The organism is Micromonospora sp. NPDC005087, assembly GCF_042872965.1.
In the GTDB taxonomy this organism is placed as follows: Bacteria; Actinomycetota; Actinomycetes; order Mycobacteriales; family Micromonosporaceae; genus Micromonospora.
The window spans coordinates 1-22,531 of the sequence record NZ_JBIALB010000008.1; the positions used below are offsets into that span (position 1 = coordinate 1).

22 protein-coding genes and 2 tRNA genes are annotated in these 22,531 nt (G+C 72.9%); 14 read left to right on the top strand and 10 right to left on the bottom strand.

Annotated elements, in window-relative coordinates; all coding sequences use genetic code 11:
• Window positions 1-249: 249 nt before the first annotated feature.
• A complete protein-coding gene (locus ACFYPS_RS19440; RefSeq protein WP_007464795.1) occupies window positions 250-417 on the bottom strand; it encodes a DUF5679 domain-containing protein in 168 nt (55 codons plus the stop codon).
• Between the two features lie 514 nt (window positions 418-931).
• On the opposite strand from ACFYPS_RS19440, the gene ACFYPS_RS19445 reads away from it, so the two are divergent.
• Together ACFYPS_RS19445 and ACFYPS_RS19450 are read left to right on the top strand one after the other, a co-directional pair.
• On the top strand, window positions 932-1,462 hold the full coding sequence (locus ACFYPS_RS19445) for a M48 family metallopeptidase (protein WP_354963729.1): 531 nt from the start codon (window positions 932-934) through the stop codon (window positions 1,460-1,462).
• 183 nt (window positions 1,463-1,645) lie between these two features.
• Entirely contained in the window at window positions 1,646-2,254 is a 609-nt protein-coding gene (locus ACFYPS_RS19450) for a hypothetical protein (protein ID WP_354963730.1), read from the top strand.
• Window positions 2,255-2,349: 95 nt separating this feature from the next.
• Here ACFYPS_RS19450 and ACFYPS_RS19455 read toward each other — a convergent pair whose 3' ends face one another.
• A complete protein-coding gene (locus ACFYPS_RS19455) occupies window positions 2,350-3,639 on the bottom strand; it encodes a zinc-dependent metalloprotease (protein WP_354963731.1) in 1,290 nt (429 codons plus the stop codon).
• A gap of 115 nt (window positions 3,640-3,754) precedes the next feature.
• Here ACFYPS_RS19455 and ACFYPS_RS19460 point away from each other — a divergent pair, with 115 nt between their 5' ends.
• The 7 genes from ACFYPS_RS19460 to ACFYPS_RS19490 all read left to right on the top strand — a co-directional run bounded on the left by ACFYPS_RS19460 (window position 3,755) and on the right by ACFYPS_RS19490 (window position 10,273).
• The gene (locus tag ACFYPS_RS19460; protein WP_354963732.1) at window positions 3,755-4,768 is read left to right on the top strand and encodes a PDZ domain-containing protein; all 1,014 of its coding nucleotides are present in this window, start codon (window positions 3,755-3,757) and stop codon (window positions 4,766-4,768) included.
• Between the two features lie 97 nt (window positions 4,769-4,865).
• Window positions 4,866-7,868 carry a UPF0182 family protein gene (locus ACFYPS_RS19465; RefSeq protein ID WP_354963733.1) on the top strand — a complete coding sequence of 1,001 codons (3,003 nt, stop codon included), beginning with the start codon at window positions 4,866-4,868 and terminating at the stop codon, window positions 7,866-7,868.
• A 182-nt stretch (window positions 7,869-8,050) separates the two neighbouring features.
• Window positions 8,051-8,560, top strand: coding sequence for a SigE family RNA polymerase sigma factor (locus ACFYPS_RS19470; RefSeq protein WP_354963734.1), 510 nt, complete (start codon window positions 8,051-8,053; stop codon window positions 8,558-8,560).
• Entirely contained in the window at window positions 8,550-9,470 is a 921-nt protein-coding gene (locus ACFYPS_RS19475) for a hypothetical protein (protein WP_354963735.1), read from the top strand. Before ACFYPS_RS19470 ends, ACFYPS_RS19475 begins: the two co-directional genes overlap by 11 nt.
• An 84-nt stretch (window positions 9,471-9,554) precedes the next feature.
• Window positions 9,555-9,628 (top strand) — tRNA-Met (locus ACFYPS_RS19480).
• A 157-nt stretch (window positions 9,629-9,785) separates the two neighbouring features.
• Window positions 9,786-9,862 (top strand) — tRNA-Met (locus ACFYPS_RS19485).
• Between the two features lie 159 nt (window positions 9,863-10,021).
• On the top strand, window positions 10,022-10,273 hold the full coding sequence (locus tag ACFYPS_RS19490; protein ID WP_089019121.1) for a hypothetical protein: 252 nt from the start codon (window positions 10,022-10,024) through the stop codon (window positions 10,271-10,273).
• A 76-nt stretch (window positions 10,274-10,349) separates the two neighbouring features.
• On the opposite strand, the gene ACFYPS_RS19495 is transcribed toward ACFYPS_RS19490, so the two are convergent.
• A complete protein-coding gene (locus tag ACFYPS_RS19495; RefSeq protein WP_354963736.1) occupies window positions 10,350-11,681 on the bottom strand; it encodes an extracellular solute-binding protein in 1,332 nt (443 codons plus the stop codon).
• 152 nt (window positions 11,682-11,833) lie between these two features.
• Here ACFYPS_RS19495 and ACFYPS_RS19500 point away from each other — a divergent pair, with 152 nt between their 5' ends.
• Window positions 11,834-12,667 (top strand): phosphoribosylaminoimidazolesuccinocarboxamide synthase, encoded by an 834-nt coding sequence (locus ACFYPS_RS19500; RefSeq protein WP_354963737.1) that lies wholly within the window; start codon window positions 11,834-11,836, stop codon window positions 12,665-12,667.
• A 92-nt stretch (window positions 12,668-12,759) separates the two neighbouring features.
• Here the strand turns inward: ACFYPS_RS19500 and glpK are convergent, their stop codons facing one another.
• Window positions 12,760-14,244, bottom strand: coding sequence for a glycerol kinase GlpK (gene glpK, locus ACFYPS_RS19505; RefSeq protein ID WP_354963738.1), 1,485 nt, complete (start codon window positions 14,242-14,244; stop codon window positions 12,760-12,762).
• Between the two features lie 102 nt (window positions 14,245-14,346).
• Between glpK and ACFYPS_RS19510 the strand changes: the two genes are divergently transcribed.
• Window positions 14,347-15,285, top strand: a complete 939-nt coding sequence (locus ACFYPS_RS19510) for a ribose-phosphate pyrophosphokinase (RefSeq protein ID WP_354963739.1) — start codon at window positions 14,347-14,349, stop codon at window positions 15,283-15,285.
• Between the two features lie 25 nt (window positions 15,286-15,310).
• On the opposite strand, the gene ACFYPS_RS19515 is transcribed toward ACFYPS_RS19510, so the two are convergent.
• The gene (locus ACFYPS_RS19515) at window positions 15,311-15,766 is read right to left on the bottom strand and encodes an ATP-binding protein (protein WP_354963740.1); all 456 of its coding nucleotides are present in this window, start codon (window positions 15,764-15,766) and stop codon (window positions 15,311-15,313) included.
• A 121-nt stretch (window positions 15,767-15,887) separates the two neighbouring features.
• Between ACFYPS_RS19515 and macS the strand changes: the two genes are divergently transcribed.
• Together macS and ACFYPS_RS19525 are read left to right on the top strand one after the other, a co-directional pair.
• The gene (macS, locus tag ACFYPS_RS19520; RefSeq protein ID WP_354963741.1) at window positions 15,888-17,021 is read left to right on the top strand and encodes a MacS family sensor histidine kinase; all 1,134 of its coding nucleotides are present in this window, start codon (window positions 15,888-15,890) and stop codon (window positions 17,019-17,021) included.
• A gap of 14 nt (window positions 17,022-17,035) precedes the next feature.
• Window positions 17,036-17,689 carry a response regulator transcription factor gene (locus tag ACFYPS_RS19525; protein WP_354964003.1) on the top strand — a complete coding sequence of 218 codons (654 nt, stop codon included), beginning with the start codon at window positions 17,036-17,038 and terminating at the stop codon, window positions 17,687-17,689.
• Window positions 17,690-17,695: 6 nt separating this feature from the next.
• On the opposite strand, the gene ACFYPS_RS19530 is transcribed toward ACFYPS_RS19525, so the two are convergent.
• From ACFYPS_RS19530 to ACFYPS_RS19545, 4 genes are all read right to left on the bottom strand, one after another.
• On the bottom strand, window positions 17,696-18,268 hold the full coding sequence (locus tag ACFYPS_RS19530; protein WP_354963742.1) for a DUF5709 domain-containing protein: 573 nt from the start codon (window positions 18,266-18,268) through the stop codon (window positions 17,696-17,698).
• Window positions 18,269-18,356: 88 nt separating this feature from the next.
• Complete coding sequence (locus ACFYPS_RS19535; protein WP_387326204.1) at window positions 18,357-18,860, bottom strand: ATP-binding protein; 504 nt, start codon at window positions 18,858-18,860, stop codon at window positions 18,357-18,359.
• 12 nt (window positions 18,861-18,872) lie between these two features.
• The gene (locus tag ACFYPS_RS19540) at window positions 18,873-19,097 is read right to left on the bottom strand and encodes an STAS domain-containing protein (protein WP_387325923.1); all 225 of its coding nucleotides are present in this window, start codon (window positions 19,095-19,097) and stop codon (window positions 18,873-18,875) included.
• A gap of 59 nt (window positions 19,098-19,156) precedes the next feature.
• Window positions 19,157-20,155, bottom strand: coding sequence for an SDR family oxidoreductase (locus ACFYPS_RS19545; protein ID WP_354963744.1), 999 nt, complete (start codon window positions 20,153-20,155; stop codon window positions 19,157-19,159).
• Window positions 20,156-20,390: 235 nt separating this feature from the next.
• On the opposite strand from ACFYPS_RS19545, the gene ACFYPS_RS19550 reads away from it, so the two are divergent.
• Complete coding sequence (locus ACFYPS_RS19550) at window positions 20,391-21,590, top strand: glycosyltransferase (RefSeq protein ID WP_354963745.1); 1,200 nt, start codon at window positions 20,391-20,393, stop codon at window positions 21,588-21,590.
• Window positions 21,591-21,620: 30 nt separating this feature from the next.
• Here ACFYPS_RS19550 and ACFYPS_RS19555 read toward each other — a convergent pair whose 3' ends face one another.
• Window positions 21,621-22,508 carry a hypothetical protein gene (locus ACFYPS_RS19555; protein ID WP_354963746.1) on the bottom strand — a complete coding sequence of 296 codons (888 nt, stop codon included), beginning with the start codon at window positions 22,506-22,508 and terminating at the stop codon, window positions 21,621-21,623.
• Window positions 22,509-22,531: the final 23 nt, after the last annotated feature.

The window sequence follows — 22,531 nt, forward strand, 5'->3', positions numbered from 1 at the left end:
GCCTGACCCGCTGGCCAATATGGCCGGCGGGGCGTGCGTGACCCGCTGGCCGACCGGCCGGGGGGGCGCCGGCGCGGCGGGGGGGGGCCCCCCCCCCCGGGGGGGGGGGGGGGGGCGCCCGCGGGGGGGGGGGCGGGCGACCCGGCGGGGTCCGGGGGGGGCGGCCCCGCGGGCGGGGGGGGCCCCCGGGGCGGGGGGGGGGGGGGGGGGGGCCCCCCCCCCCCCCCCGCCCCCGATTACCCGTACGCGTCAGACCTTGGCCTTGCCGAGGATGCGGTTCACTGTTGTCCCGCAAACCGGACACTTGCCCTTGGCCATGTTCATTCCGGTCTTCGAGACCTCAACGTGCCCCTCGAAGTCCCGCTTCTCCTTGCACTTCACGCAGTAACCGTTGTAGGTCTGGGCCTGGTCGGCCACGGTGCCCTCCTCGTCTCGTCCGCCGGTCAATGCCGTCCCGGCGGGGTGCCCGGCGGCGGGCCACACGGGGCGCCGGCGCTGGGTCTCACTCCGCGGCCACCTTCGTGACCGCTGGTTCGCGGACCCTACCCAGGTCTGGGCAGTTCCATGTCAGCTGTGCATCGACACTGTGAGCAAGTCGACGTCGAGAGTGTGCATGGCGAATTAGGTCGGATAAGTCAGTTTGGCGGGGACACGCCGACCAAACCCTCTCAGCCACCCGTGCGGGTGCCCCCGCAGCGGCACCGAGCACGGTGATCACCTACGGTGGAGGGGTCCCCGGAGAGGGCCGCCATCGGTGTTCACGAAGGGTGACGAGATGGCGCAGCGGCGACCCGGCCAAGAAATTTTCGGGACGCCCAACGACCAATCACCATTTTCTGGGCGCGTGTCGCGCGGTTGACCCTTGCGGACCCCTGGTCAGTACGCATTAGCTTTCCTTCGTGACACGTAGCCGAGGCTGCGCGGGCCAGTGATGGCGGGGACGCGCAAGCCGGTCGTCGAGGTGCGGCGCAGCCAGCGCCGACGACGCACGGTGTCTGCGTACCGCGATGGTGAGCGGGTCGTCGTCCTCATCCCGGACCAGTTCTCCCGGGCCGAGGAGAGCGAGTGGGTCGACCGGATGCTCGCCCGGCTCGCCGCCCGGGAGGGCCGGCTCGCCCGCTCGGACGCGGAGCTGCTGGCCCGGGCCACCCGGCTGATCGACCTCTACCTCACCGGGTACGGCGCCAAGGCGGTGCCCGCCAGCGTCCGGTGGGTCACCAACCAGAACGGCCGGTGGGGCTCCTGCACGCCCGCCGATCGCAGCATCCGGATCTCGCACCGCGTGCAGGACATGCCGGAGTGGGTCATCGACTACGTGCTGCTGCACGAGCTGGCCCACCTCATCGTGCCCAGCCACAACGCCCGGTTCTGGGGCCTGGTCGGCCGCTATCCCAAGGCGGAACGAGCCCGCGGCTACCTCGAAGGCGTGGCCGCCGCCTCCTGCGCCCCCGTCGCCACCTGACGCGGGGTCGGGCCTCCGTGATCGACTCGGTTTCCTTGATGTCGCGGTGTCCCGGGCCCTCGGACAGCGCGACATCCTTGAAACCGGGTGGATCATCAGCCCAGCCCAGCCCAGCCCAGCCCGGGCGGCCGGGGCGGCGTAGGCCGGGCCAGGTGGTCGGGCCGGGGGCGCTAGGGTCGGGATGTGGCACGACGGGTGGTGGTGGCGTTGCTCGGGCCGGTGCACTGGTCGCCGCCCGGCATCGACCTGGCGGACTGGCGGGCAGCGCTCGCCGAGGACGTCGTCGACCTGCTCGCCACGCTCAACGAGGTGGAGGTCGCCGTCGCGGTGACCCCGGCCGACCGGTCGTTGGCGGACGCCGTGGTCTGGCCCGGCACCACCGTGTACGAGGTGGCCGAGCCGACGCCGACCGCGGTGTTCGCCGCGCTGGACGGCTACGAGCAGGCGGCGGTGCTCGCCGGTGACGTGCCCGACCTGCCCGCGCTGACCGTCGGCAAACTGCTGCGCCCGCTCACCACCCGGCCGGTCGCGGTCGCCCCGGTGGAGGGCGGCGGCCCGGGCCTGCTCGGGGTGGCCGTGCGACTGCCCGTGGCGGGTTGGCTACCGAAGCTGGACCTGGACGTGGCGACACCGGCCGACGCGCGGGCCGGTGCCCCCCGACCCGGCGACGTTGCCGTCACGGCCGGGTGGCGTCGGCTACGCGGGCCTGCCGACCTGGCCACCCTGGACCCGGCCTTCGAGGGTTGGGAGGCCACCCGCGCCCTGCTCTCCGGCTCCGGCCGACCGGCCTGACCCGCTGGCCAATATGGCCGGCGGGGCGTGCGTGACCCGCTGGCCGACCGGCCGGGTGCCCGCCGTCGATCGGTGCGGGCACCCCGGCTCTGTCGTCAGGGCTTGGCGTCGCCGTCGGTGTCGCTGTCGTCCTGCTGGCCGGGAGCCTTCTCCTCGGCCCCACCCGGCGCGGTGAAGTCGAAGTTGTCCAGCTCGCTCAGGTCCCACTCGTTCATGGCGAAGGCGACCGGGTCGGCGAAGTCGTCGTCCGACGGGAGAAGGTCCGGGTGGCCCCAGACCGCGTCCCGGCCGGCGATGCCGCGATGCTCGGTGAGCGCGGCCCACAGCGCCGCCGCCTCGCGCAGCCGGCGCGGGCGCAGTTCCAGACCGACCAGCGCGGCGAAGGTCTGCTCGGCCGGACCGCCGGCGGCCCGGCGGCGGCGGAACGCCTCGCCCAGCCGGACGACGTTGGGCAGCCGGTCGCTGGCGGCGCTGTCCACCACGTGGCACACCCAGCCCTCGACCAGGGCCAGCGCGGTCTCCAGTCGGGCCAGGGAGGCCTTCTGCGCCGGGCTGTCCTCCGGCGTGAAGATGCCCTCCAGGGCGATCGCCTGCATCGACTCCGGGTCGGTCGGGTCGACCCGCCCCATCGCCTCCTCGATCGCCTCCCGGTTGACCCGGATGCCCGAGGCGTACATCTCCACCGCGCTGAGCACGTGCCCGCGCAGCCACGGGACGTGCTGGAACAGCCGCTGGTGGGCGGCCTCGCGCAGCGCCACGTAGAGGCGCACCTCGTCCTCGGGCAGCTCCAGGCCCTCGCCGTACGCCCGGATGTTGGCCGGGATCAGCGCGGCCGTGCCGGCCGGACCGAGCGGCAGCCCGATGTCGCCGGCGGAGAGCACCTCCGCGGCGAGGGAGCCGAGGGCCTGCCCCAACTGCCCGCCGAAGAGCGCGCCGCCGAGGGTGGCCACCATCGACTGCATCGGGCCGAGCTGGGCGCGCGCCTCCGGCGGCACCAGGTCGCCCATCGCGCCGACCATCCGGCTCGCCACCGGGTCGCAGAGCTTGCGCCACACGTCCAGCGTCTTGAAGATCCACTCATTGCGGTTCCAGGCCACCGGGGACTGGATGCCGGACGGCCAGGCCGAGGCGGGCTCCAGCCACAGGTCGGCCAGGCGCAACGCCTCTTCCACCGCGTTGCGCTCGTAGGGCGACACCGCCGGGTCGCCGGCGGCCGCCAGCTGGCTGGCCGCCACCTGCCGGGCCAGGTCCCAGTTGACCGGCCCGCTGCCCGGCGCGGAGAGCAGGTGCTGCAACTGCGACATGAACTGCTGCATCTGCGCGGGATCGTTGGGGTCTGGTGGTTGCCCACCCGGTAGCGCGAAACCGAACGGAATATCAGGCACGACGTCTACGGTACGCGCGCCGCGCCCCAGCTCGCCGCCGCTGGCGTTGCGCTGAGGGCGAAGTCGCGCGGCGCATCCGGCAACCGGGCCCCGAGCGGTCGGTACGCTCTGCCGCATGAGACGTCGTGGCCTGACGGTCCTGCTCGGTGCCCTGTTCACCGCCCTGCTGAGCATCGGGGTGCTCCGGGTGCCGATCCCGTACGTGGTGCTCGGCCCGGGCCCGACGGTCAACACCCTCGGCACCGCCGACGGCAAGGAGGTCATCCAGGTCTCCGGGCGGGAGACGTCCACCTCCGCCGGCCAGCTCCGGTTGACCACGGTGGGGGTGCAGCCCACGGTGCGGCTCCGCGGGGCGATCGCCGGCTGGTTCTCCGACGACGAGGCGGTGGTGCCGCGCGAGCTGGTGTACCCGCCGGGGGAGTCGACGGAGCAGGTCGAGCAGCGCAACGCCGAGGACTTCAAGGTGTCGCAGACCAGCGCCGAGACCGCCGCGCTCCGCGAACTGGGCTTCCCGGTGCAGGTGGTGATCAAGACGGTGGCCGCGGACGGCCCGTCCGCCGCAGTGCTCAAGGTCGGTGACGTGGTCACCTCGGTCGACGGTAAGCCGGTGCCGGTGGCCTCGAAGGTCACCGAGCTGGTCCGGGCCAAGCCGGCCGGCACGGCCCTGACCATCGGCTACACCCGCGACGGCGCGTCGGCCACCGCGACGGTGACCAGTCAGGAGCAGGACGGCCGGCCGCGGATCGGCGTCGAGATCGACCAGCAGCAGCCGCACCCGTTCACGCTCGGCATCGACCTGGAGGACATCGGCGGGCCGAGTGCCGGCCTGATGTTCGCCCTGGGCATCGTGGACAAGCTGACCCCAGCCGACCTCACCGGTGGGCAGGTCATCGCCGGCACCGGCACCATCGACGACGAGGGCAACGTCGGCCCGATCGGCGGGATCGCCCAGAAACTGGTCGGTGCGAAGCGCGCCGGGGCCAAGGTCTTCCTCGTGCCGGCGGACAACTGCGCCGAGGCGGTCCGCAATCCGCAACCCGATCTGCCGCTGCTGCGGGTGGGCTCGTTGAGCCAAGGGCTGACCGCGCTGGAGACGCTGCGGGCGGGGGGACAGCCGACCCGCTGCTGACGCGTGTGACCGTGCCCCGCCGCGTTCAGGAACACCCCGTACTCTGGGTGCCTGGTCGGAGCCGATCACACTCGAGCGTGCGGAGCCAACAGTGGTCATGCGTAGCAGCAGCCCCCTTCCGAGGATGAGCCGGCGCGGACGCGTCACCATCGCTGTCCTGGTCGGGGTGTTCGTGCTCTTCACCCTGCTCGGCTGGGGTGTGCAGGCGTGGACGGACTGGCTCTGGTTCGACGAGGTCCGCTACACCGAGGTCTTCACCGGCGTGCTGGTCACCCGGCTGCTGCTCTTCCTCGCCGTCGGCCTCGGCATGGCGGTCATCGTCGGCGGCAACCTGTGGCTGGCCCACCGGCTGCGCCCGCGGCTGCGTCCGCACTCGGTCGAGCAGGCGACCCTGGAGCGCTACCGGATGGCGCTCAGCCCGCGCCTCGGCACCTGGATCGCGCTGACCGCCGCCGTGGTCGGGCTCTTCGCCGGTCTCTCCGCGCAGAGCCGGTGGAACCAGTGGCTGCTCTTCCGCAACGGCGGCGACTTTGGAATCAAGGACCCGGAGTTCGGGGTCGACATCGGCTTCTACGTCTTCCAGCTGCCGTTCTGGCGCTACCTGCTCGGGGTCGCGTTCACCGCGGTGGTGCTGGCCGTGATCGGCGCGCTGGCGGTGCACTACCTCTTCGGCGGGGTCCGCCTCCAGGGCGTCGGGGACCGGATGAGCAACGCCGCCCGCGCCCACCTGAGCAGCCTCGTCGCGGTCTTCGTGCTGCTCAAGTCCGTCGCGTACGTGCTGGACCGGCGGGCGATGCTGCTGGAGTACAACGAGGGCGCCAAGCTGTACGGCGCCGGCTACGCGGACGTCAACGCGCTGCTGCCGGCGAAGGAGATCCTGGCCTACATCTCGATCGTGGTGGCGATCGCGATCATCGTGTTCTCCAACGCCTGGATGCGGAACCTGGTCTGGCCGGGCATCTCGCTCGCCCTGCTCGGCGTGTCCGCGGTGGCCATCGGCGGCATCTACCCCTGGGCGGTGCAGACCTTCGAGGTCAAGCCGAGCGCCAAGGACAAGGAGGCGCCGTACATCCAACGCAGCATCGACGCGACCCGGGCGGCGTTCGGGTTGGCGGTCACCGAGACGACCCCGTTCGCGGCGAGCAACCTCACCCCGCCGGCCAACCTGGCCACCGACACCTCGGTGGTGTCGAACGTGCGGCTGCTCGACCCGCAGTTGGTCAGCGAGACCTACACCCAGCTCCAGCAGGTGCGCGGCTTCTACGACTTCGGCCCGAAGCTGGACATCGACCGGTACGGGGTGAACGGCAAGACCTCCGACTACGTGGTCGGCGTCCGGGAGATCAACTACGGCGAGCTGACCGACCAGCAGAACACCTGGATCAACCGACACACCGTCTACACCCACGGGTACGGGCTGGTGGCCGCCCCGGCGAACCAGGTGGTCTGCGGCGGGCAGCCGTTCTTCGTCTCCGGCTTCCTCGGCGAGCGGACCCAGGAGGCGTGCTCCTCGCAGACCGAGCAGATCCCGGCGAAGCAGCCGCGCATCTACTACGGCGAGCGGATGGCCGCCGACGACTACGCGATCGTCGGGCAGTCCGACCCGAACAAGAAGGCCGAGTTCGACCGGCCGGTGGGTGAGGGTGGCGGCGAGTCCTACACCTACACCGGCGAGGGCGGCGTGGAGATCGGCTCCTTCACGCGGCGGCTGCTGTACGCCATCAAGGAGCAGGAGTCGAACTTCCTGCTCTCCGAGGCGGTCAACAAGGACTCCAGGCTGCTCTACGTGCGCAACCCGCGGGACCGGGTGGAGAAGGTCGCGCCGTTCCTCACCCTGGACGGCGACCCGTACCCGGCGGTGGTGGACGGCCGGGTGCAGTGGATCGTCGACGGCTACACGACGGCGGCGACCTACCCGTACGCCGAGCGGGTCAACCTCCAGACCGAGACCACCGACGAGCTGACCAACCGGGGCACCTTCCAGTTGGCCCGGGAGAACGTCAACTACATGCGCAACTCGGTGAAGGCCACCGTCGACGCGTACGACGGCACCGTGAAGCTCTACGAGTACGACGACACCGACCCGGTGCTCAAGGCGTGGAACAAGGCGTTCGGCGGTGACCTGGTGCTGCCGAAGACGGAGATTCCGGTCGAGCTGACCGAGCACCTGCGCTACCCGGCGGACATGTTCAAGGTGCAGCGGAACCTGCTCACCAAGTTCCACGTGACCAACCCGGGTGACTTCTACTCGGCGCAGGACTTCTGGCAGGTGCCCAACGTGCCGGACGCGCCGGACAGCGGCCAGAAGCAGCCCCCGTACTACCTGTTCACCCAGTTCCCCGGGCAGGAGTCCCCGCGCTTCCAGCTCACCTCCGCGGTCACCCCGAACGGCCGGCAGAACCTCGCCGCGCTGATCTCGGGGTCGTACGTCGAGGGGCAGCCCCGGCTGGAGGTGCTGGAGCTGCCGGACCAGACCCGGGTCTCCGGCCCGGTGCAGGTGCACCAGCAGATGACCAACAACGCCAACATCCGCCAGCAGCTCAACCTGCTCTCCAGCAACCAGGCGCAGGTGCAGTACGGCAACCTGCTCTCGCTGCCGTTCGCCGACGGCATGCTCTACGTCGAGCCGGTCTACGTGAAGAGCAACCAGCAGGACGCGTACCCGCTGCTGCAGAAGGTGCTGCTCTCGTACGGTGACGGCGGCTCCTTCGTGGCGCTCGCCGACAACATCAACGACGGCATCAAACAGCTGGTCGAGCAGGGCAAGCGGGCCGGGCAGGGCGCACCGCCGCCGCCGCCCCCGACCACCGGGGGTAACCCGACCACGCCGCCGCCGAGCCCCGGCCCCGGCACCGGCACGCCGCCGATGACCGGCGAACTGGCCGACGCGGCGAACCGGGTGCAGACCGCCATCACCGAGGTCCGGGCCGCGCAGACGTCCGGGGACTTCGAGCGGTACGGTCGGGCGCTCAAGGCGCTGGACGAGGCGCTCACCGCCTTCCAGCAGGCGCAGCAGGCGGCCAACCCGCCCGCTTCGCCCAGTGGCAGCCCGTCGCCGAGTGGCAGCGCTCCGCCGCCGACCCCCAGCCCGGGCGGCTGACCTCGCCCCTCGGGAAGAACCTTTCGGAGCCCTCGTCGTCGGACCGCACCTGGTCGTGACGGCGAGGGCTTCGCCGTGTCCGCGTGTCGCCTCCCGGACACACCGCGGCCGGCCGGCCCGCAACCTGCGGTACCGGTCCGTCGTCCTCTCTGCAACGGGGTGCGGACGAGGGGGACCAGCCGATGAGGGACGCGCAGAGTTTCGACGAGTTGTACCGCGGCACGGCGCGGCGGCTGTTGCGGTACGGCTATGCCGTCACGGGCGACCACACCGAGGCGCAGGATCTGGTGCAGGAGGCGTTCGCCCGTGCCTGGCGGCAGTGGGGACGGCTGTCGACGCATCCGGCCCCGGAGGCGTGGCTGCGGCTGGTGGTGGCCCGGCTCGCGACGGACCGTTGGCGGCGCCTGCACCGCTGGCGGTCGGCGCTGAGTCGCACCGGACCACCGCCGGACGCTCCGGCGCCCAGTGAGGACGGCGTTCTGCTGGTTCGTGCCCTCCGCGAGTTGCCGACCGGCCAGCGGCAGGCGCTGGCCCTGCACTATCTCTTCGACATGTCGGTGGAGGACATCGCCCGGGAGGCCGACGTGCCGGTCGGCACCGTGAAGTCCTGGCTGTCCCGCGGCCGGTTCCGGCTGGCCGCGCTGCTGCCCGACCTCTCCACCGTGAAGCTGGAGGCGAACGATGTCAGCTGAACTCTCCGACCTCTACCGGTCGCTCGGCGCCGCTGTCGACGACCAGGAGTTCGCGCACCCCGGGCTGGTTCGGCGGCGCGCCGACCGGCGGGCCCGCGTCCGGGTCGCCAGCACCGCGCTCGCGGTGGCGGTGCTGCTCGGCGGGGTGGCGGTCGGCGGCCGGCTGGTGTTGTCGGCGGACGACGCAACACCGTTGCCGCCGCCCGCCGACACTCCGGGCCCGGTGCCGACCGGATCGACGCCACCCCCGTCCCTGTCCCCGTCGCCACCGTCGTCGCCGCCGGGCGGCACGCCGAGTGGTACGCCGTCGGCGCCCACAACAGGTGCGGGCACTCCCCGGCCACCAACCTCGATTCCGGACCGTGCCTTCTTCGTCCTGGCGGCCGCGAACCAGACCGGCCTGAAATCGCGGATCGACGGCGCGGCGCTGCCGGTGCTCTGCACGGCCGGTTATCCCAGCGAGTCCGCCGTGGCGCAGCGCCGCGGCCGGTACCTGGCCTACAAGCGGCCGGAAACCCCGCAGGGGTACTTGCCGGACGGCAGCTACCGGCACACCATCACCATCTACCGCCCGGGCCGTGCCGACGACGCAATACGGGAGCTGCGGCGGGCCGTTCGCGACTGCCCCGAGCAGGAGCTGCCCGACGACGGCGCGCGGACCTGGCGGCAGCGGCTGCTCGACCCGGGCAGGTATGGGGACGAGTCGGTGCTGTTCGAGATGCGGGCACCGTTCCTGGACGCCAACGGCGAAGCGGACGGCGAGGAGGTCCGGTTGGTCCGGGCGGTCCGCATCGACGACGTGGTGACGGTGCTTTGGGAACAGGGCTGGGAGGGCACCTCCGCCGAACGTGCCCCGTTCGATGCCGACAGCCGGCGGGCGGTCGCGGCGATCGAGGACTGGCTCGGCTGACGGCGGCCCCGGTGAGCGGGTGGGTGGCGGGATGTGGGTCGCTTTGCGGTGCCCCGGGTCGGTGCGCTACGGTTATCGAGCCGACGCGGGGTGGAGCAGCTCGGTAGCTCGCTGGGCTCATAACCCAGAGGTCGCAGGTTCAAATCCTGTCCCCGCTACGAGAGACACAGATCGACAGCCCGTTTCCGGTTCGCCGGAGGCGGGCTGTCGACGTTGTCGGGTACGTGTGGGCGGCGGACCGGTGGTCGTGCCAGGCCTCGAGTGGCGACCCCGCCGATCATCACCGGAACGGATGGGTTAGGGTTAACCAGTCGACGCGGGGTGGAGCAGCTCGGTAGCTCGCTGGGCTCATAACCCAGAGGTCGCAGGTTCAAATCCTGTCCCCGCTACCACTGAAGGTGCACGTCAAAGCCCGGCCCCCAGATCGTGGGGGTCGGGTTTTTTTTGGGATCCCGCACAGGCGCGGTCTGGTGTGGGCGGCGGCGACGTAGGCCGCATGACTGGGTGTGGACAATCGTGCCGAGGTTGCGTCCTTCGGCGAGGATGGGGACATGTCTTCATTCGGCAAGTGGTGGGGCCGGCTCAGCGCGGTCCTCGGTGCGGTCGTGCTGGCGGTGTTCGTGCCCGTCGCGGCCTGGGCGTCCACGGGCACCGGCGAGCTGGTGGTGGAGGCCGCCCGGCGGCGGTCCCGCGGCGGTGGCTTCGGATTCCTCGGCCTGCTCTGCTGCCTGGTGGTGGTGGCGATCATCGTGTTCCTGGTGCTGCGGCTGACGCGCAACCGCCGGGGCGGTCCGCCGCGCTGACCCGGGCGTTGCCGCCGTGCCCGGCCGGTCGGCGGCTCGTCATCACCGCCGGCGGCCGACCGGCCGCCGCCGGTGGTCACGCCGCCAGGGCGGCGTTGGCCTGGGCGATGAAACGAGAGGTGGCCGCGCGGGTGCCGGCGCGTCCGGAGCGGATGCTCTCCGCGGCGGTGACGAGCAGGGTACGCACCTTGGCGTGCCCCTTTGGTGGTGGCGCCGGTGCCGGCCCGAGCTGTTCGGCGATGCTGGCGTTGAACGCGGCGGCCCGCTGCTGCGCCGGGTCGGTGATGCTGCCCTCGGTGTAGCGGCGGACGGCGATGCTGGCGTTGAGGCCGCGTTCGTGGCCGAGGACGGTGCCGGCCTCGCCGTTCGTGGTCAGAAAGTTGATCACGTCGATGACAGTGTCCGGGTGGCGGGTGCCGCGGAACGCCGCCCAGTACATCGACGCCCGCGCCCACTGCGCACCCGGCGGGCCGGGGAAGCCGACCACGCCCAGCTCGGCCTCCGTGAGCCGTTGCAGCTCCGGCAGCTCGTGGGACCAGGCGAAGGACGCGGCGGTCAACCCGCTGACCACCAGTTGCCGTGCCGGCTCCCCGCTGTCGGCCTGCTCGACCAGTGCCGCGCCCGGCGTGGCCCGCCCGGCCCGGGCGCGCTGCCACAGCTCGAACCAGCCGATCAGCTCGTCCGCGCCGAAGCCGAGCTGGCGTCCCCGGTAGAACTCGCCGCCCTGGGCGCGCAGCCAGAGCCAGAGCGCGCGGTAGTCGCCGGACGCGTCCATGGTGCCGGCCACCTGGCCGTCGCTGGCCTCGGTGACCTGTTCCGCCCAGGCGATGTAGTCCGCCCAGGGCATCCCGCCGCGTGGCTCCGGCACCCTCAGCTCCCGCAGCAGGTCCCGGTTGAACACCACCGCCGCGAGGGTCTGCCCACCGGCCACCGCCATCGTCCGCCCGTCCACCGTGCCGTAGCGGATCAGGCTCTCCGGCAGGCCGCGCAGGTCCAACCGGTGGTCGGCGACCCGCTCGGTGAGGTCGAGGACGATCTGGCGCTGGGTGTACTCGGTCAGCACGGCGTCGTCGAGCTGGATCAGGTCCGGCACGTTGCCGCCGGCCGCCTGGGTGGCCAGCCGGTCGTAGTAGCCGTCGGCGCCCTGCCAGGTGACGCGGAAGGTGACCCGGGGGTTGCGCTCCGAGTAGAGCCGCAGCACCTTCTCGGTCAGCTCGGCCCGCTTCGTCCCACCCCACCAGAAGACCGACAGCTCGACCGGCCCCGCGTCGGTGGATGTGGCGGGGCCGTCGCTGCATCCGGTCAGCCCGCCGGCGGCCAGCAGGGGAGCACCGAGCAGCGCGCCCAGCACTCGGCGCCGGCCCGGGTCGGCGTCGAGGCGGTCGATCGGGGGTCGAACAGCGGGCACGGGATCTCCTGGCACCTGCGGGTGGCGGCGGTCGGACCATTCACGCAGGCGGCGCGGGAAGGTGTCAACGTGCGTCCGGGCACCGCTGCCCGCAACGGCGAGCGCGGGTGGTCGAAGCGGGCGTCCCGGTGCCGCGTGGTGTACTAGGGCGCGTGGAACTTCTGCACTCGGGCAAGGTCCGGGACGTCTACGCCGACGGCGACGACCTGATCCTGGTCGCCTCGGACCGCATCTCGATCTACGACGTGGCGCTGCCGACGCCGATTCCGGACAAGGGTCGCCTGCTCACCGCCCTCTCGCTGTGGTGGTTCGAGCAGCTCGCCGACCTGGTGCCGAACCACGTCATCTCGGCCGCCGACGTGCCGGCGGAGTTCGCCGGGCGGGCGATCCGCTGCCAGCGGCTGGACATGGTCCCGGTCGAGTGCGTGGCCCGGGGTTACCTCACCGGCGGTGGCCTGCGGGAGTACGAGCGCACCGGCGCGGTCTCCGGCGTGCCGCTGCCCCGGGGGCTCGGCGAGGCGTCGATCCTGCCCGAGCCGATCTTCACGCCGTCGAGCAAGGCCCCGGTGGGCGAGCACGACGAGCCGATCACGTTCGCCGACGTGGTGGACAAGGTGGGCCAGGCCACCGCCGAGCGGCTGCGGCAGATCACCATCGACATCTACCGGCACGGGGCGGAACTGGCCGCCGACCGGGGCATCCTGGTCGCCGACACCAAGATCGAGCTGGGCTGGGCGCCGGACGGCACCCTGGTCCTCGCCGACGAGCTGCTCACCTCCGACTCGTCCCGGTTCTGGCCGGCCGAGTCGTACCAGCCCGGGCGGGTGCAGTTCTCGTACGACAAGCAGTACGTGCGGGACTGGGCCACCGGCAGCGGCTGGGACAAGCAGGGTCCGGCGCCGGACATGCCGGCCGAGGTGGTCGAGGCGACCCGGGCCCGCTACGTCGAGGTCTACGAGAAGCTCACCGGTAACCGCTGGAGCTGAGCCGGGCGGGGCGTGGTACGACGCTGTCTTCGACGCCCCGGGTCACTGTCGCGCACCGGGAACCCCGCGCACCGAGGGCCCGCGAACGAGGCTCACTCCACCCAGTCGAGGGTGCGCCGCACGGCCTTGCGCCAGTTGTGCAGCTCCCGGTCTCGCAACTCGGGGGCCATGGCCGGCTCCCACTGCGCGTCCGAGCGCCACTGCTCGCGCAGGGTGGCCAGGTCCGGCCAGAAGCCGACCGCGAGGCCGGCCGCGTACGCAGCGCCAAGGCAGGTGGTCTCGGTGATCCGGGAGCGGACCACCGGCACGTCGAGCACGTCCGCGAGGAACTGCATGAGCAGCTGGTTCGCGGTCATCCCGCCATCCACCCGGAGCCGGCGCAGCGCCACGTCGGAGTCGGCGTTCATCGCGTCCACCACCTCGCGGGTCTGCCACGCCGACGCCTCCAGCACCGCCCGCGCCAGGTGCCCCTTGGTGATGTAGCCGGTCAGCCCGGCGATCACGCCACGCGCGTCGCTGCGCCAGTGCGGGGCGAAGAGCCCGGAGAACGCCGGCACCACGTAGCAGCCGCCGTTGTCGTCCACGGTGCGAGCGAGTTCCTCCACCTCCCCGGCGGTCGAGATCAGACCGAGGCTGTCCCGGAGCCACTGCACCAGCGAACCGGTGACCGCGATCGCGCCCTCCAGCGCGTACGCCGCCGGCTGGCCGTCGATCCGGTAGGCGACCGTGGTGAGCAGGCCGTGCGTCGACGGGACCGGGCTGGCCCCGGTGTTGAGCAGCAGGAAGCTGCCGGTGCCGTAGGTGCACTTCGCCTCGCCAGGCTGGAAACAGGTCTGGCCGAACAGGGCGGCCTGCTGGTCGCCGAGCGCGCTTGCCACCGGCACTCCGGCCAGCACCCCGGTGGCGGTGCCGTACACCTCGGCGGAGCTGCGGATCTCCGGCAGCATGGCCGCCGGCACGCCCATCGCGTCCAGCAGTTCCGGGGCCCAGGCCAGGGTGGCGAGGTCCATCAGCATGGTCCGGCTGGCGTTGGTCACGTCGGTGACGTGCTCGCCGGTCAGCTTCCAGATCAGCCAGCTGTCCATGGTGCCGAAGAGCACCTCGCCGCGCTCGGCGCGCTCGCGTAGGCCGTCCACCTCGTCCAGCAGCCAGCGCAGCTTCGGCCCGGCGAAGTAGGTGGCCAGCGGGAGGCCGGTGCGGGTCCGGAACAGCTCCTCGCCGTACGCCGCCTCCAGCTCGCGCAGCAGCGGCCCGGTCCGGGTGTCCTGCCAGACCACCGCGTTGGCCACCGGCCGTCCGGTGGCCCGGTCCCAGACCACGGTCGTCTCCCGCTGGTTGGTGATGCCGACCGCGGCCAGCCCGGCCGTGTCGGTGCCGGCCGACCGCAACGCCTCCTGGACGACCTGCTGGACGTTGTCCCAGATCTCCTCGGCGTCGTGTTCCACCCAGCCGGGTCGGGGAAAGATCTGCCGGTGCTCGCGCTGGGCCACGGCGACGATCTCCCCGGCCCGGTCGAAGACGATGCACCGCGAGGAGGTGGTGCCCTGATCGATGGCGGCGACGTACTGGGGGGTCACCGCAGCACCGTACCCGGACCCACCGCGCGGTGCGACCGGCGTCACGGTCGGTTGCGGCCCGCCGCCGTCCTGCGCCGACCGCTTCGCCTACGATGTGCGAACGTGCGCGACATCGCCGTTTTCAGTGGAACCGCCCATCCCGACCTCGCCGCCGAGATCTGCGCCCACCTGGGGGTGCCGCTGCATCCCGTGCGGGTCTCCCGGTTCGCCAACGACTGCCTGGAAGTGCAACTGCAGGCCAACTGCCGGGAGCGGGACGTCTTCCTGATCCAGCCGCTGGTGCCGCCCGTGCAGGAGCACCTGGTCGAGCTGCTGCTGATGATCGACGCCGCCCGAGGGGCGTCCGCCGGCCGGATCACGGTGGTGCTGCCGCACTACGCGTACGCCCGCTCCGACAAGAAGGACGCGCCGCGGATCTCGATCGGCGCCCGGCTCGTCGCCGACCTGCTCACCTCGGCCGGCGCCGACCGGGTGCTCGCGATGACCCTGCACTCGCCCCAGGTGCACGGCTTCTTCAGCGTCCCCGTGGATCACCTGCACGCGCTGCGCGAGCTCGCCGCCCACTTCCGGCGCTACGACCTCAGCAACACCGTCGTCGTCTCGCCCGACCTGGGTAACGCCAAGGAGGCCGCGGCCTTCGCCCGGCTGCTCGGCACGCCGGTCGCGGCGGGGGCGAAGCAACGGTTCAGCGACGACCTGGTCAAGATCAGCGCGGTGATCGGTGAGGTGACCGACAAGGACGTCATCGTGCTGGACGACGAGATCGCCAAGGGCAGCACGGTCGTCGAGCTGATGGAGCACCTGCGTGGCCTGAAGGTCCGCTCGATCCGGCTGGCCTGCACGCACGGCCTCTTCTCCGGCGACGCGCTGCGGCGACTCAGCGATCAGCCCGGCGTACTGGAGATCGTCTGCACCAACACGGTGCCCATCCCGACCGACAAGCGGGTCCCCAAACTCCAGGTCCTCTCGGTGGCCCCCGCCCTGGCCGAGGCGATGCGCCGGATCCACAACGGCGAATCCGTCTCCGCGCTCTTCGCCTGAGCCCCGCGACGGTGGTGGGCGGGGGTCAGAGCGCGGTGCGGTTACGGATGGTGAGGGCTGAGGTGATGCGGACGGTGGTGCCGGCGGCGCCGGTGGCCACCTCCATGGCGTCGGTCAGCTCGCGGGCCAGCCAGAGGCCCCAGCCGCCCGCGGTGTCCGGGGCCGGCCGCCGGCGGTCGCCCAGGCGCTGTGCGCTGATCCCGTGCCCGTGGTCGGCAACCTCGCAGACCAGCGTCCCCGGCTCCTGCCAGAGCCGCAACCACCCTCGCCCGCCGCCGTGCCGCACGGCGTTGGTGATCAGCTCGTTGACCGCCAGCACGAAGTCGTCGAGCCGCTGGCCGATCAGCCCGCAGGCGTGCGCGCAGGAGGTGACCGAGTGGCGGATCTCGGTCACCTGGGCCTGGTCGAAGGCATCGGCGATCAGGAGGGCAGGTTCGATGGGCACAACCGTACGCGGTGCGTGCGGATCTGCGTTCGTCATGGCCCCGTCCCGACCGGCGGATCTCGGAGAATTTCGCGGCTTTTCCACCGTACGTCAGGGTTTCCCGAACCGCACTCGCTGCCGGCCGCCCGGCTGGTCGGACTGTGGCATCCTGACCGCCATGCCGTCGCCATCGGGTGGATTCGAGGTGCCGCTCTGGCGGGCGCTCGCGGTGTTCCGGTTCGCGTCCCTGGCGTACGTCGGCGTGCTCGCGGTACGCGACGCCGACCGGTACGCCCACCCGTTCGTCGTCGCGGCCCTGGTCCTGGTGATGATCGCCTGGACGGTGGCGACCGCGATTGGCTACGCCCGCCCGGCCTGGCGGCGCTGGCCGCTGCTGCTGGCCGACCTCGGGGTGGTGATGGCCATCGTGCTGGCGACCCCGTGGGTCGTCGGCCGGGCGGCGCTCGCCACCGGCGTGCCCACCCTGGGGGTGGCCTGGATGGCGGGCCCGGTCCTGGCCTGGGCCGTCTCCGGTGGCCGCCGGCGGGGCACCGTGGCCGCGCTGCTGGTCGCCGGCGCGGACCTGGCCACCCGGGAACGGATCGGCCAGTCCTCGTTCACCGGGGTGATCCTGATGCTGCTCGCCGGAGTGGTGGTCGGGCATGTGGCCCGGCTCGCGGCGACCGCCGAGGAGCGGCTGCAACGCGCGGTGGAGCTGGAGGCGGCCACCCGGGAGCGGGAGCGGCTGGCCCGGGGCATCCATGACTCGGTTCTCCAGGTGCTGGCCCTGGTGCAGCGGCGCGGCGCCGACCTGCCCGGCGAGGCCGGCGAGCTGGCCCGCCTGGCCGGTGAGCAGGAAGCCGCCCTGCGCGCGCTGATCGCCGGCGCCGCCCCGGCCGACGCCACCGCCCCGGACGCGGCCGGCACGGTGGATCTTCGGACGCTGCTCGGCCGGTACGCCTCACCGGCGGTGTCGCTCTCCGCGCCGGCCACCCCGGTGTCGCTGCCCCGGCAGGTGGCCGGGGAGTTGGCCGCCGCGACCGGCGCGGCGCTGGACAACGTGGGGCGGCACGCCGACGGGCGGGCCTGGGTGCTGATCGAGGACGAGGGGGCGACCGTGACCGTGTCGATCCGTGACGAGGGGCCGGGCATCCCGGATGGCCGGCTGGCAGAGGCGGCCGCCCAGGGGCGGCTCGGCGTGACCCAGTCGATCCGGGGCCGGATGGCGGACCTGGGCGGAACGGTCCGGATCGTGTCGGCCCCCGAGGCCGGCACCGAGATCGAGCTGACCGTGCCGAGGGCGGAGCCGTGACCCCGGTACGGGTGATGGTGGTCGACGACCACCCGATGTGGCGCGAGGGAGTGGCCCGTGACCTGACCGAGGCCGGTTTCCTGGTGGTGGCCACCAGCGGCGAGGGGCGGCAGGCGATCCGGGTGGCCCCCGCCGCCCGACCGGACGTGGTCGTCCTCGACCTGCAACTGCCGGATGTCTCCGGCGTCGAGGTGGTCCGCGGGCTGCGCGTGGTGCTGCCGGAGGTCCGGGTGCTGATGCTCAGCGCCAGCGGCGAGCAGCAGAGCGTGCTGGACGCGGTCAAGGCGGGGGCCACCGGCTACCTGGTGAAGTCGACGGCGCCGGCCGAGTTCCTCGACGCGGTGCGCCGCACGGCTGCCGGCGATCCGGTGTTCACGCCCGGCCTGGCCGGGCTGGTCCTCGGCGAGTACCGCCGGTTGGCCGCCGGGCCGGGGTCGGACGCCGGGGCGGCCGGCGGCGCGGAGCCCGGGGCACCGCGCCTCACCGACCGGGAGACGGAGGTGCTGCGCCTGGTGGCCAAGGGGGTGTCGTACAAGCAGATCGCGCAGCGGCTCGGGCTGTCGCACCGCACCGTGCAGAACCACGTGCAGAACACGCTGGGCAAGCTGCAACTGCACAACCGGGTCGAGCTGACCCGGTACGCCATCGAGCGGGGCCTGGACGACTGAACCCGCTCAGACCGAGCGCGGCGGCTCCGTCTCGTGGATGGCCAGCTCCTCGGCGCTCGCCCCGCCGCCCGCCGAACCAGCGTCGTACGCCACGGAGTCGGTTTCCTGGTCGGTGTGCGCCCCCTCGTCCGGTTCCACCAGCCGGCCCACCGTGGCGTCGGCCACCGTGCCGAGCTGGCCGTGGTCGTAGAGGGAGACCGGCGAGTTCGGGTCCGAGGTCGGACCGGGGTCCATCACGTCGGCATCCAACTGGGCCTCGGCCGCGGCTTCCAGGTTGTCGGCCTCGAAGGCGATCTTCGGGTCGATCGTGCCGGCCAACGGGTCGTCCACCGGGCGCTCGTAGACCTCTCGGTCGAGCTTGTAGTCCAACGACTCACCGTCGAGCTGTTCCTCGGCGGTGGTCCCGAACCGGTCCACCGCCACCGGCGTCCGGTCGCCGGGCAGCTGGGCCGGGTCCGGGCCGTCCGCCTCGCGCCCGGTGAGCACATCGTCGTTGGCCGTCGAGTCGTCGTCGGCGGTGCCGGGCAGGCCGTCCGCCTCGGTGTCGGACACGGGGGTCGGGTACTCGTTGTCGCGCATGTCTGATCACTACCCGCTGCCCTGCCGCCGTAACCGGGGGCTGCCGGCCGTGTGGTGGCGACCCGGACACCAGGGCGGGAACAACCCGTCAGCCGGCGGGGCCGGGTTCGTCATCGGGGTGCAGCACGCACCAGACGACCTTCCCGTCCGGTACCGGGCTGCTGCCCCACCGACGGGCCACCGTGTCGATCATCACCAGGCCCCGCCCGCCGGCCCGGGTCGGTGGGGCCGGCCCGGCGAACGCGGGTCGGAGGGGGGAGTGGTCGCGAACCGCCACACGCAGGGTGCCCGCCTGGGGAGCGAGCCGGACGGTCATCGGGGTCCGGGCGTGCGCCACCACGTTGTTGACCATCTCGGTGATCGCGAGGCTCGCCGGTTCGGCCAGGGTCCGCACGTCCCAGTGCTGGCAGCCGGTGGCGACCAGCTCGCGGGCCTGCCGGGCGGCGCCGACGGTCGGGGCGAGCTCAGCGGTGAGGACCGCCGCCAGTGGCGCCGCCGCCAGCGCGCCGTCCAGGGTGGGCCAGGCCGGGACGCCGGTCAGTGCGGCGTCGGCACCGCCGGACCCGGAGATCGCCGGGTCGCAGAGCAGCAGGTCCGCGGCGGGCTAGTCGGCGACCTCCCGGCGGATCTCGGCGAAGACGCCCCGCCCGACCTGGTCGGCGACCCGCAACCCGGTCACGTCGGCCACCACTGTGCCAGGTCGGTCGCAGAGGCGGGCCAGCAGCGCGGCCCGGACGGTGTCGGCGCCGGCCGCGTCGAGCACTCCGGTCAGCCGGACCACCCCGGACGACTCGTCGATCTCCACCAGACAACGCACGTCGGTCGGCATGATCGCCCCATTGTGCGCCCGTACGACGGAGGTCGCATCCGGCCGCCCGATACCCGTCATCAGCGGGTCAACCGGGACCGGCGGGTGATCGCCGCCATCGTGCCGACCGCGGTGCCGGCGGCGGCGAGCCCGAACGCGGCGGTCATTCGTACCAGCTGGCGCCGCCGGCCGTGCCAGCCACCGTTCCGGCGGCCCTGGGCATCGGCGTGGAACACGTTGCCGCTGCTGTCCATCCGCGCGCCGGGGCCGAACTGGGTCCGGTGGGCGTACCAGCCGAGGGCGCGCTCCATGAGCGCCGGTGCGAGCCGCCACTGCAGGCCGAGCAGCCGGGCGGCGCCGCCGGCGTACGCCTCGCGGCGGGGGCGGCGCAGCAGCCGGACGATGGTCTCGGCGACCACCTCCGGCGGGTACACCGGCGGTGGCGGCAGCAGCTCGCGGCCGCTGTGGTTGGCCGCGTGCCGGAAGAACGGGGTGTCGATGGTCGCCGGGAGCACGGTGCAGACGGAGATCTGCCCCCGGCCGGTGACCCGCAGTTCCTGCCGGACGGTGTCGGCCAGCCCGCGGATGCCGTGCTTGGTGGCGTTGTACGCCGACTGGTACGGCATCGCCACCTCGGCCAGCACCGAGGCGTTGTTGACCAGCACGCCTCCGCCGGCCGCGCCGAGGTGCGGCAGCGCGGCCTTGATGCCGTGCACCGCGCCGAGCAGGTTCACCTCCACCACCCGTCGGAACTCGGCGACCGGGATCTCGTCGAACAGCCCCACGACCCCGACCGCGGCGTTGTTCACCCACGCGTCGATCCGCCCGAACTCGGCCGCCGCCCGATCAGCCAGCCGCTGCACCGACTCCAGGTCGGTCACGTCGGTCGGTACGGCCAGCGCCCGGCCGCCCAGTTGCCGGCAGTGTTGGGCGACCTGCCGCAGCGCCGGCTCACTGCGGGCGGCCAGCACGACGGCGGCGCCCCGGCGGGCCAGCGCGTACGCGGTGGCCGTGCCGATCCCGCTGGAGGCGCCGGTGATCACCACGGTCGAATCGTCGAGGCTGCGGGTCAGCGGCATTCCTGAGCCGTACCCCCGGTAGGGCCGGGTCATACCACCGGCCGTTGGTCGATCAACGCGGGAGAGCCTCCCGGCGGAGCCGCGCCGGGGGCTGTCGTGATTGTCGTGGCGCAAGTGTCGGTGGCACCTGTGGGGACTGTTCCGATCTGCCAGGTTTCGGCTCCCGGTCACCCGGTTAATGGGACGCTCTGACCGGGAGGACCACTGCCGAGGAAAGATCGCAGGGAGGTGACCCATGCGCGTCGGCCTCGTCTGCGCGCACACCAGCTCGTACCGGCACGCCGACGGCCCGCCGGTCGGCACCCAACAGCACATCGCGCGGGTCGCCGCCGAGCTGGCCGGCCGAGGTCACGACGTCCGGCTCTACGAGCGTCGGGACGACCCGAAGCTGCCGGTGACGACGGACGTCGACGGCTACCAGGTGCATCGGGTTTCAGCCGGCCCACCCGCCCCGCTGCCCACCGCCGAGCTGATCCCCCACGTGACGGAGTTCGGCCGTTGGCTGACCGACGAGTGGGCCGGCGCCTGGCGGCCCGAGGTGGTGCACGGGCACTACTGGATCGGCGGCCTGGCCGCCGCGCACGCGGTCCGGGAGACCGACCTCCCGGTGGTGCAGACCTTCCACTCGCTCGGCGTCGAGCAGCTGCGCCACCTGGGCGGCCGATACGACGGGCCGGGAGAGCGGATCCCGCTGGAACGCGCGCTGACCCGAGCGGTGGACATCGCGGTCGCCCAGTGCAACGACGAGGTGGACGAGCTGACCCGGATGGGCCTGCAACGCAGCTCGGTGGCGATGGTGCCGGCCGGGGTGGACACCGAGCAGTTCCACCCCGACGGTGAGGCGGCGCCCCGCGAGCAGCGGTCGCGGATCCTCTCCGTCGGCGGGCTCTCCCCGGGCCACGGCCAGGAGGACCTGATCCGGGCGATGCGACTGGTCGGCGACGCCGAGCTGGTGATCGCCGGCGGGCCGATGGCCGACCAGTTGGCCAACCACACCGAGGCACGCCGGCTGCGCGAGCTGGCCGAACAGGTCGGGGTGGCCGACCAGGTACGGCTCGTCGGCGCGGTGCCGCACGACCAGATGGCGACCTGGTACCGGTCGGCGGACGTGGTGGCCTGCACGCCGCACTACTCGTCGGCCGGGCGGGTCTCGCTCGAGGCGATGGCCTGCGGCGTGCCGGTGGTCGGCTACGCGATGGGCGGGCTGGCGGACGCGGTCGTCGACGAGGTCACCGGCCGGCTGGTGCCGCCCGGCGACGTACGGACCCTCGGGGTCTCCCTGCGCCGGCTGCTCGCCGACAACGCCGGGCGGTTCGCGTACGGCCACGCCGCGGTGGACCGGGTCCGGAGCAGCTACACGTGGGAACGGACCGCCGGTGCGCTGGAACGCCTCTACGAGCGGGTGGTGAGCCGCCGCAAACCGGTCGAAGCCTGAGCGCGGCGCCGGACGTGGGGTGTGTGCTGGTCAGCCGGGCTGGCCGACGCCCACCATGGCGCGGTCGCGGCGGCGCGCCTTCGCGTGGTGGTGCTGCGGCTCCGCGTACCGCGTCAGCCCGATCACCGAGGCGAGGGTGACCAGGAAGCCGACCGCGGCCAGCCACTCCCGACCCGGCCAGATCTTGTCGTTGAGCAGCAGGAGGCCGACGATCGCCGCCGGCACCGCCCCCGCGGCGTCCATCGCGGCGACCGCGGCGGTGGTGGAGCCGCGCTGCATGGCCAGGCCGAGCAGCAGCTGACCGACGATCGAGTGGACGATGAGCAGGTAGAGCAGCGGGTCGGCGAGGAACGCCTCGGCGGACGGCGCGGAGGCCAGTGGTCGGGCGGCCACCGCGGCCGAGGAGAACGCCAGCCCGGCCAGCGAGCCGAGGGCCACCGAACCGGGCGCCCCGTGCAGCCGGACGGCGAAGAAGCCGAGCACCGCGATCACGCCGAGCGCCACCAGCAGGGCGACCGAGCCGGCGGTGCCGAGCTGCCGGGACGGCGCCGGCCGGGCGGCCAGCACCAGCGCGGTGATCCCGGCGAAGAGCAGGGCCAGCAGCGCCACCTCGGCCACCGGTAACCGCCACTTCAACACCACCACGCCGAGGATGGCGGTCACCCCGAGCCCGGCGGCCACGCTCGCCTGGACCAGGAACAGCGGCAGGTCACGCCGGGCCAGGAACGCGAGCACGAACCCGCCGATCTGGCAGCTCAGCCCGACCAGATACGTCCGGTGCCCGGCCAGCCGCAGCAGCAGGCCCGGATCGAAGGTGTGGTGCACCGTGGTGCGGGCCGCGGCCACCGACTGAAGCAGGTTGGCGACGCCGTACGCGACGATCATTGCCGCGAGGAAGCACCAGCCGGAGGAGACCACCTGGCGAGGATAGAGGCTGCCGG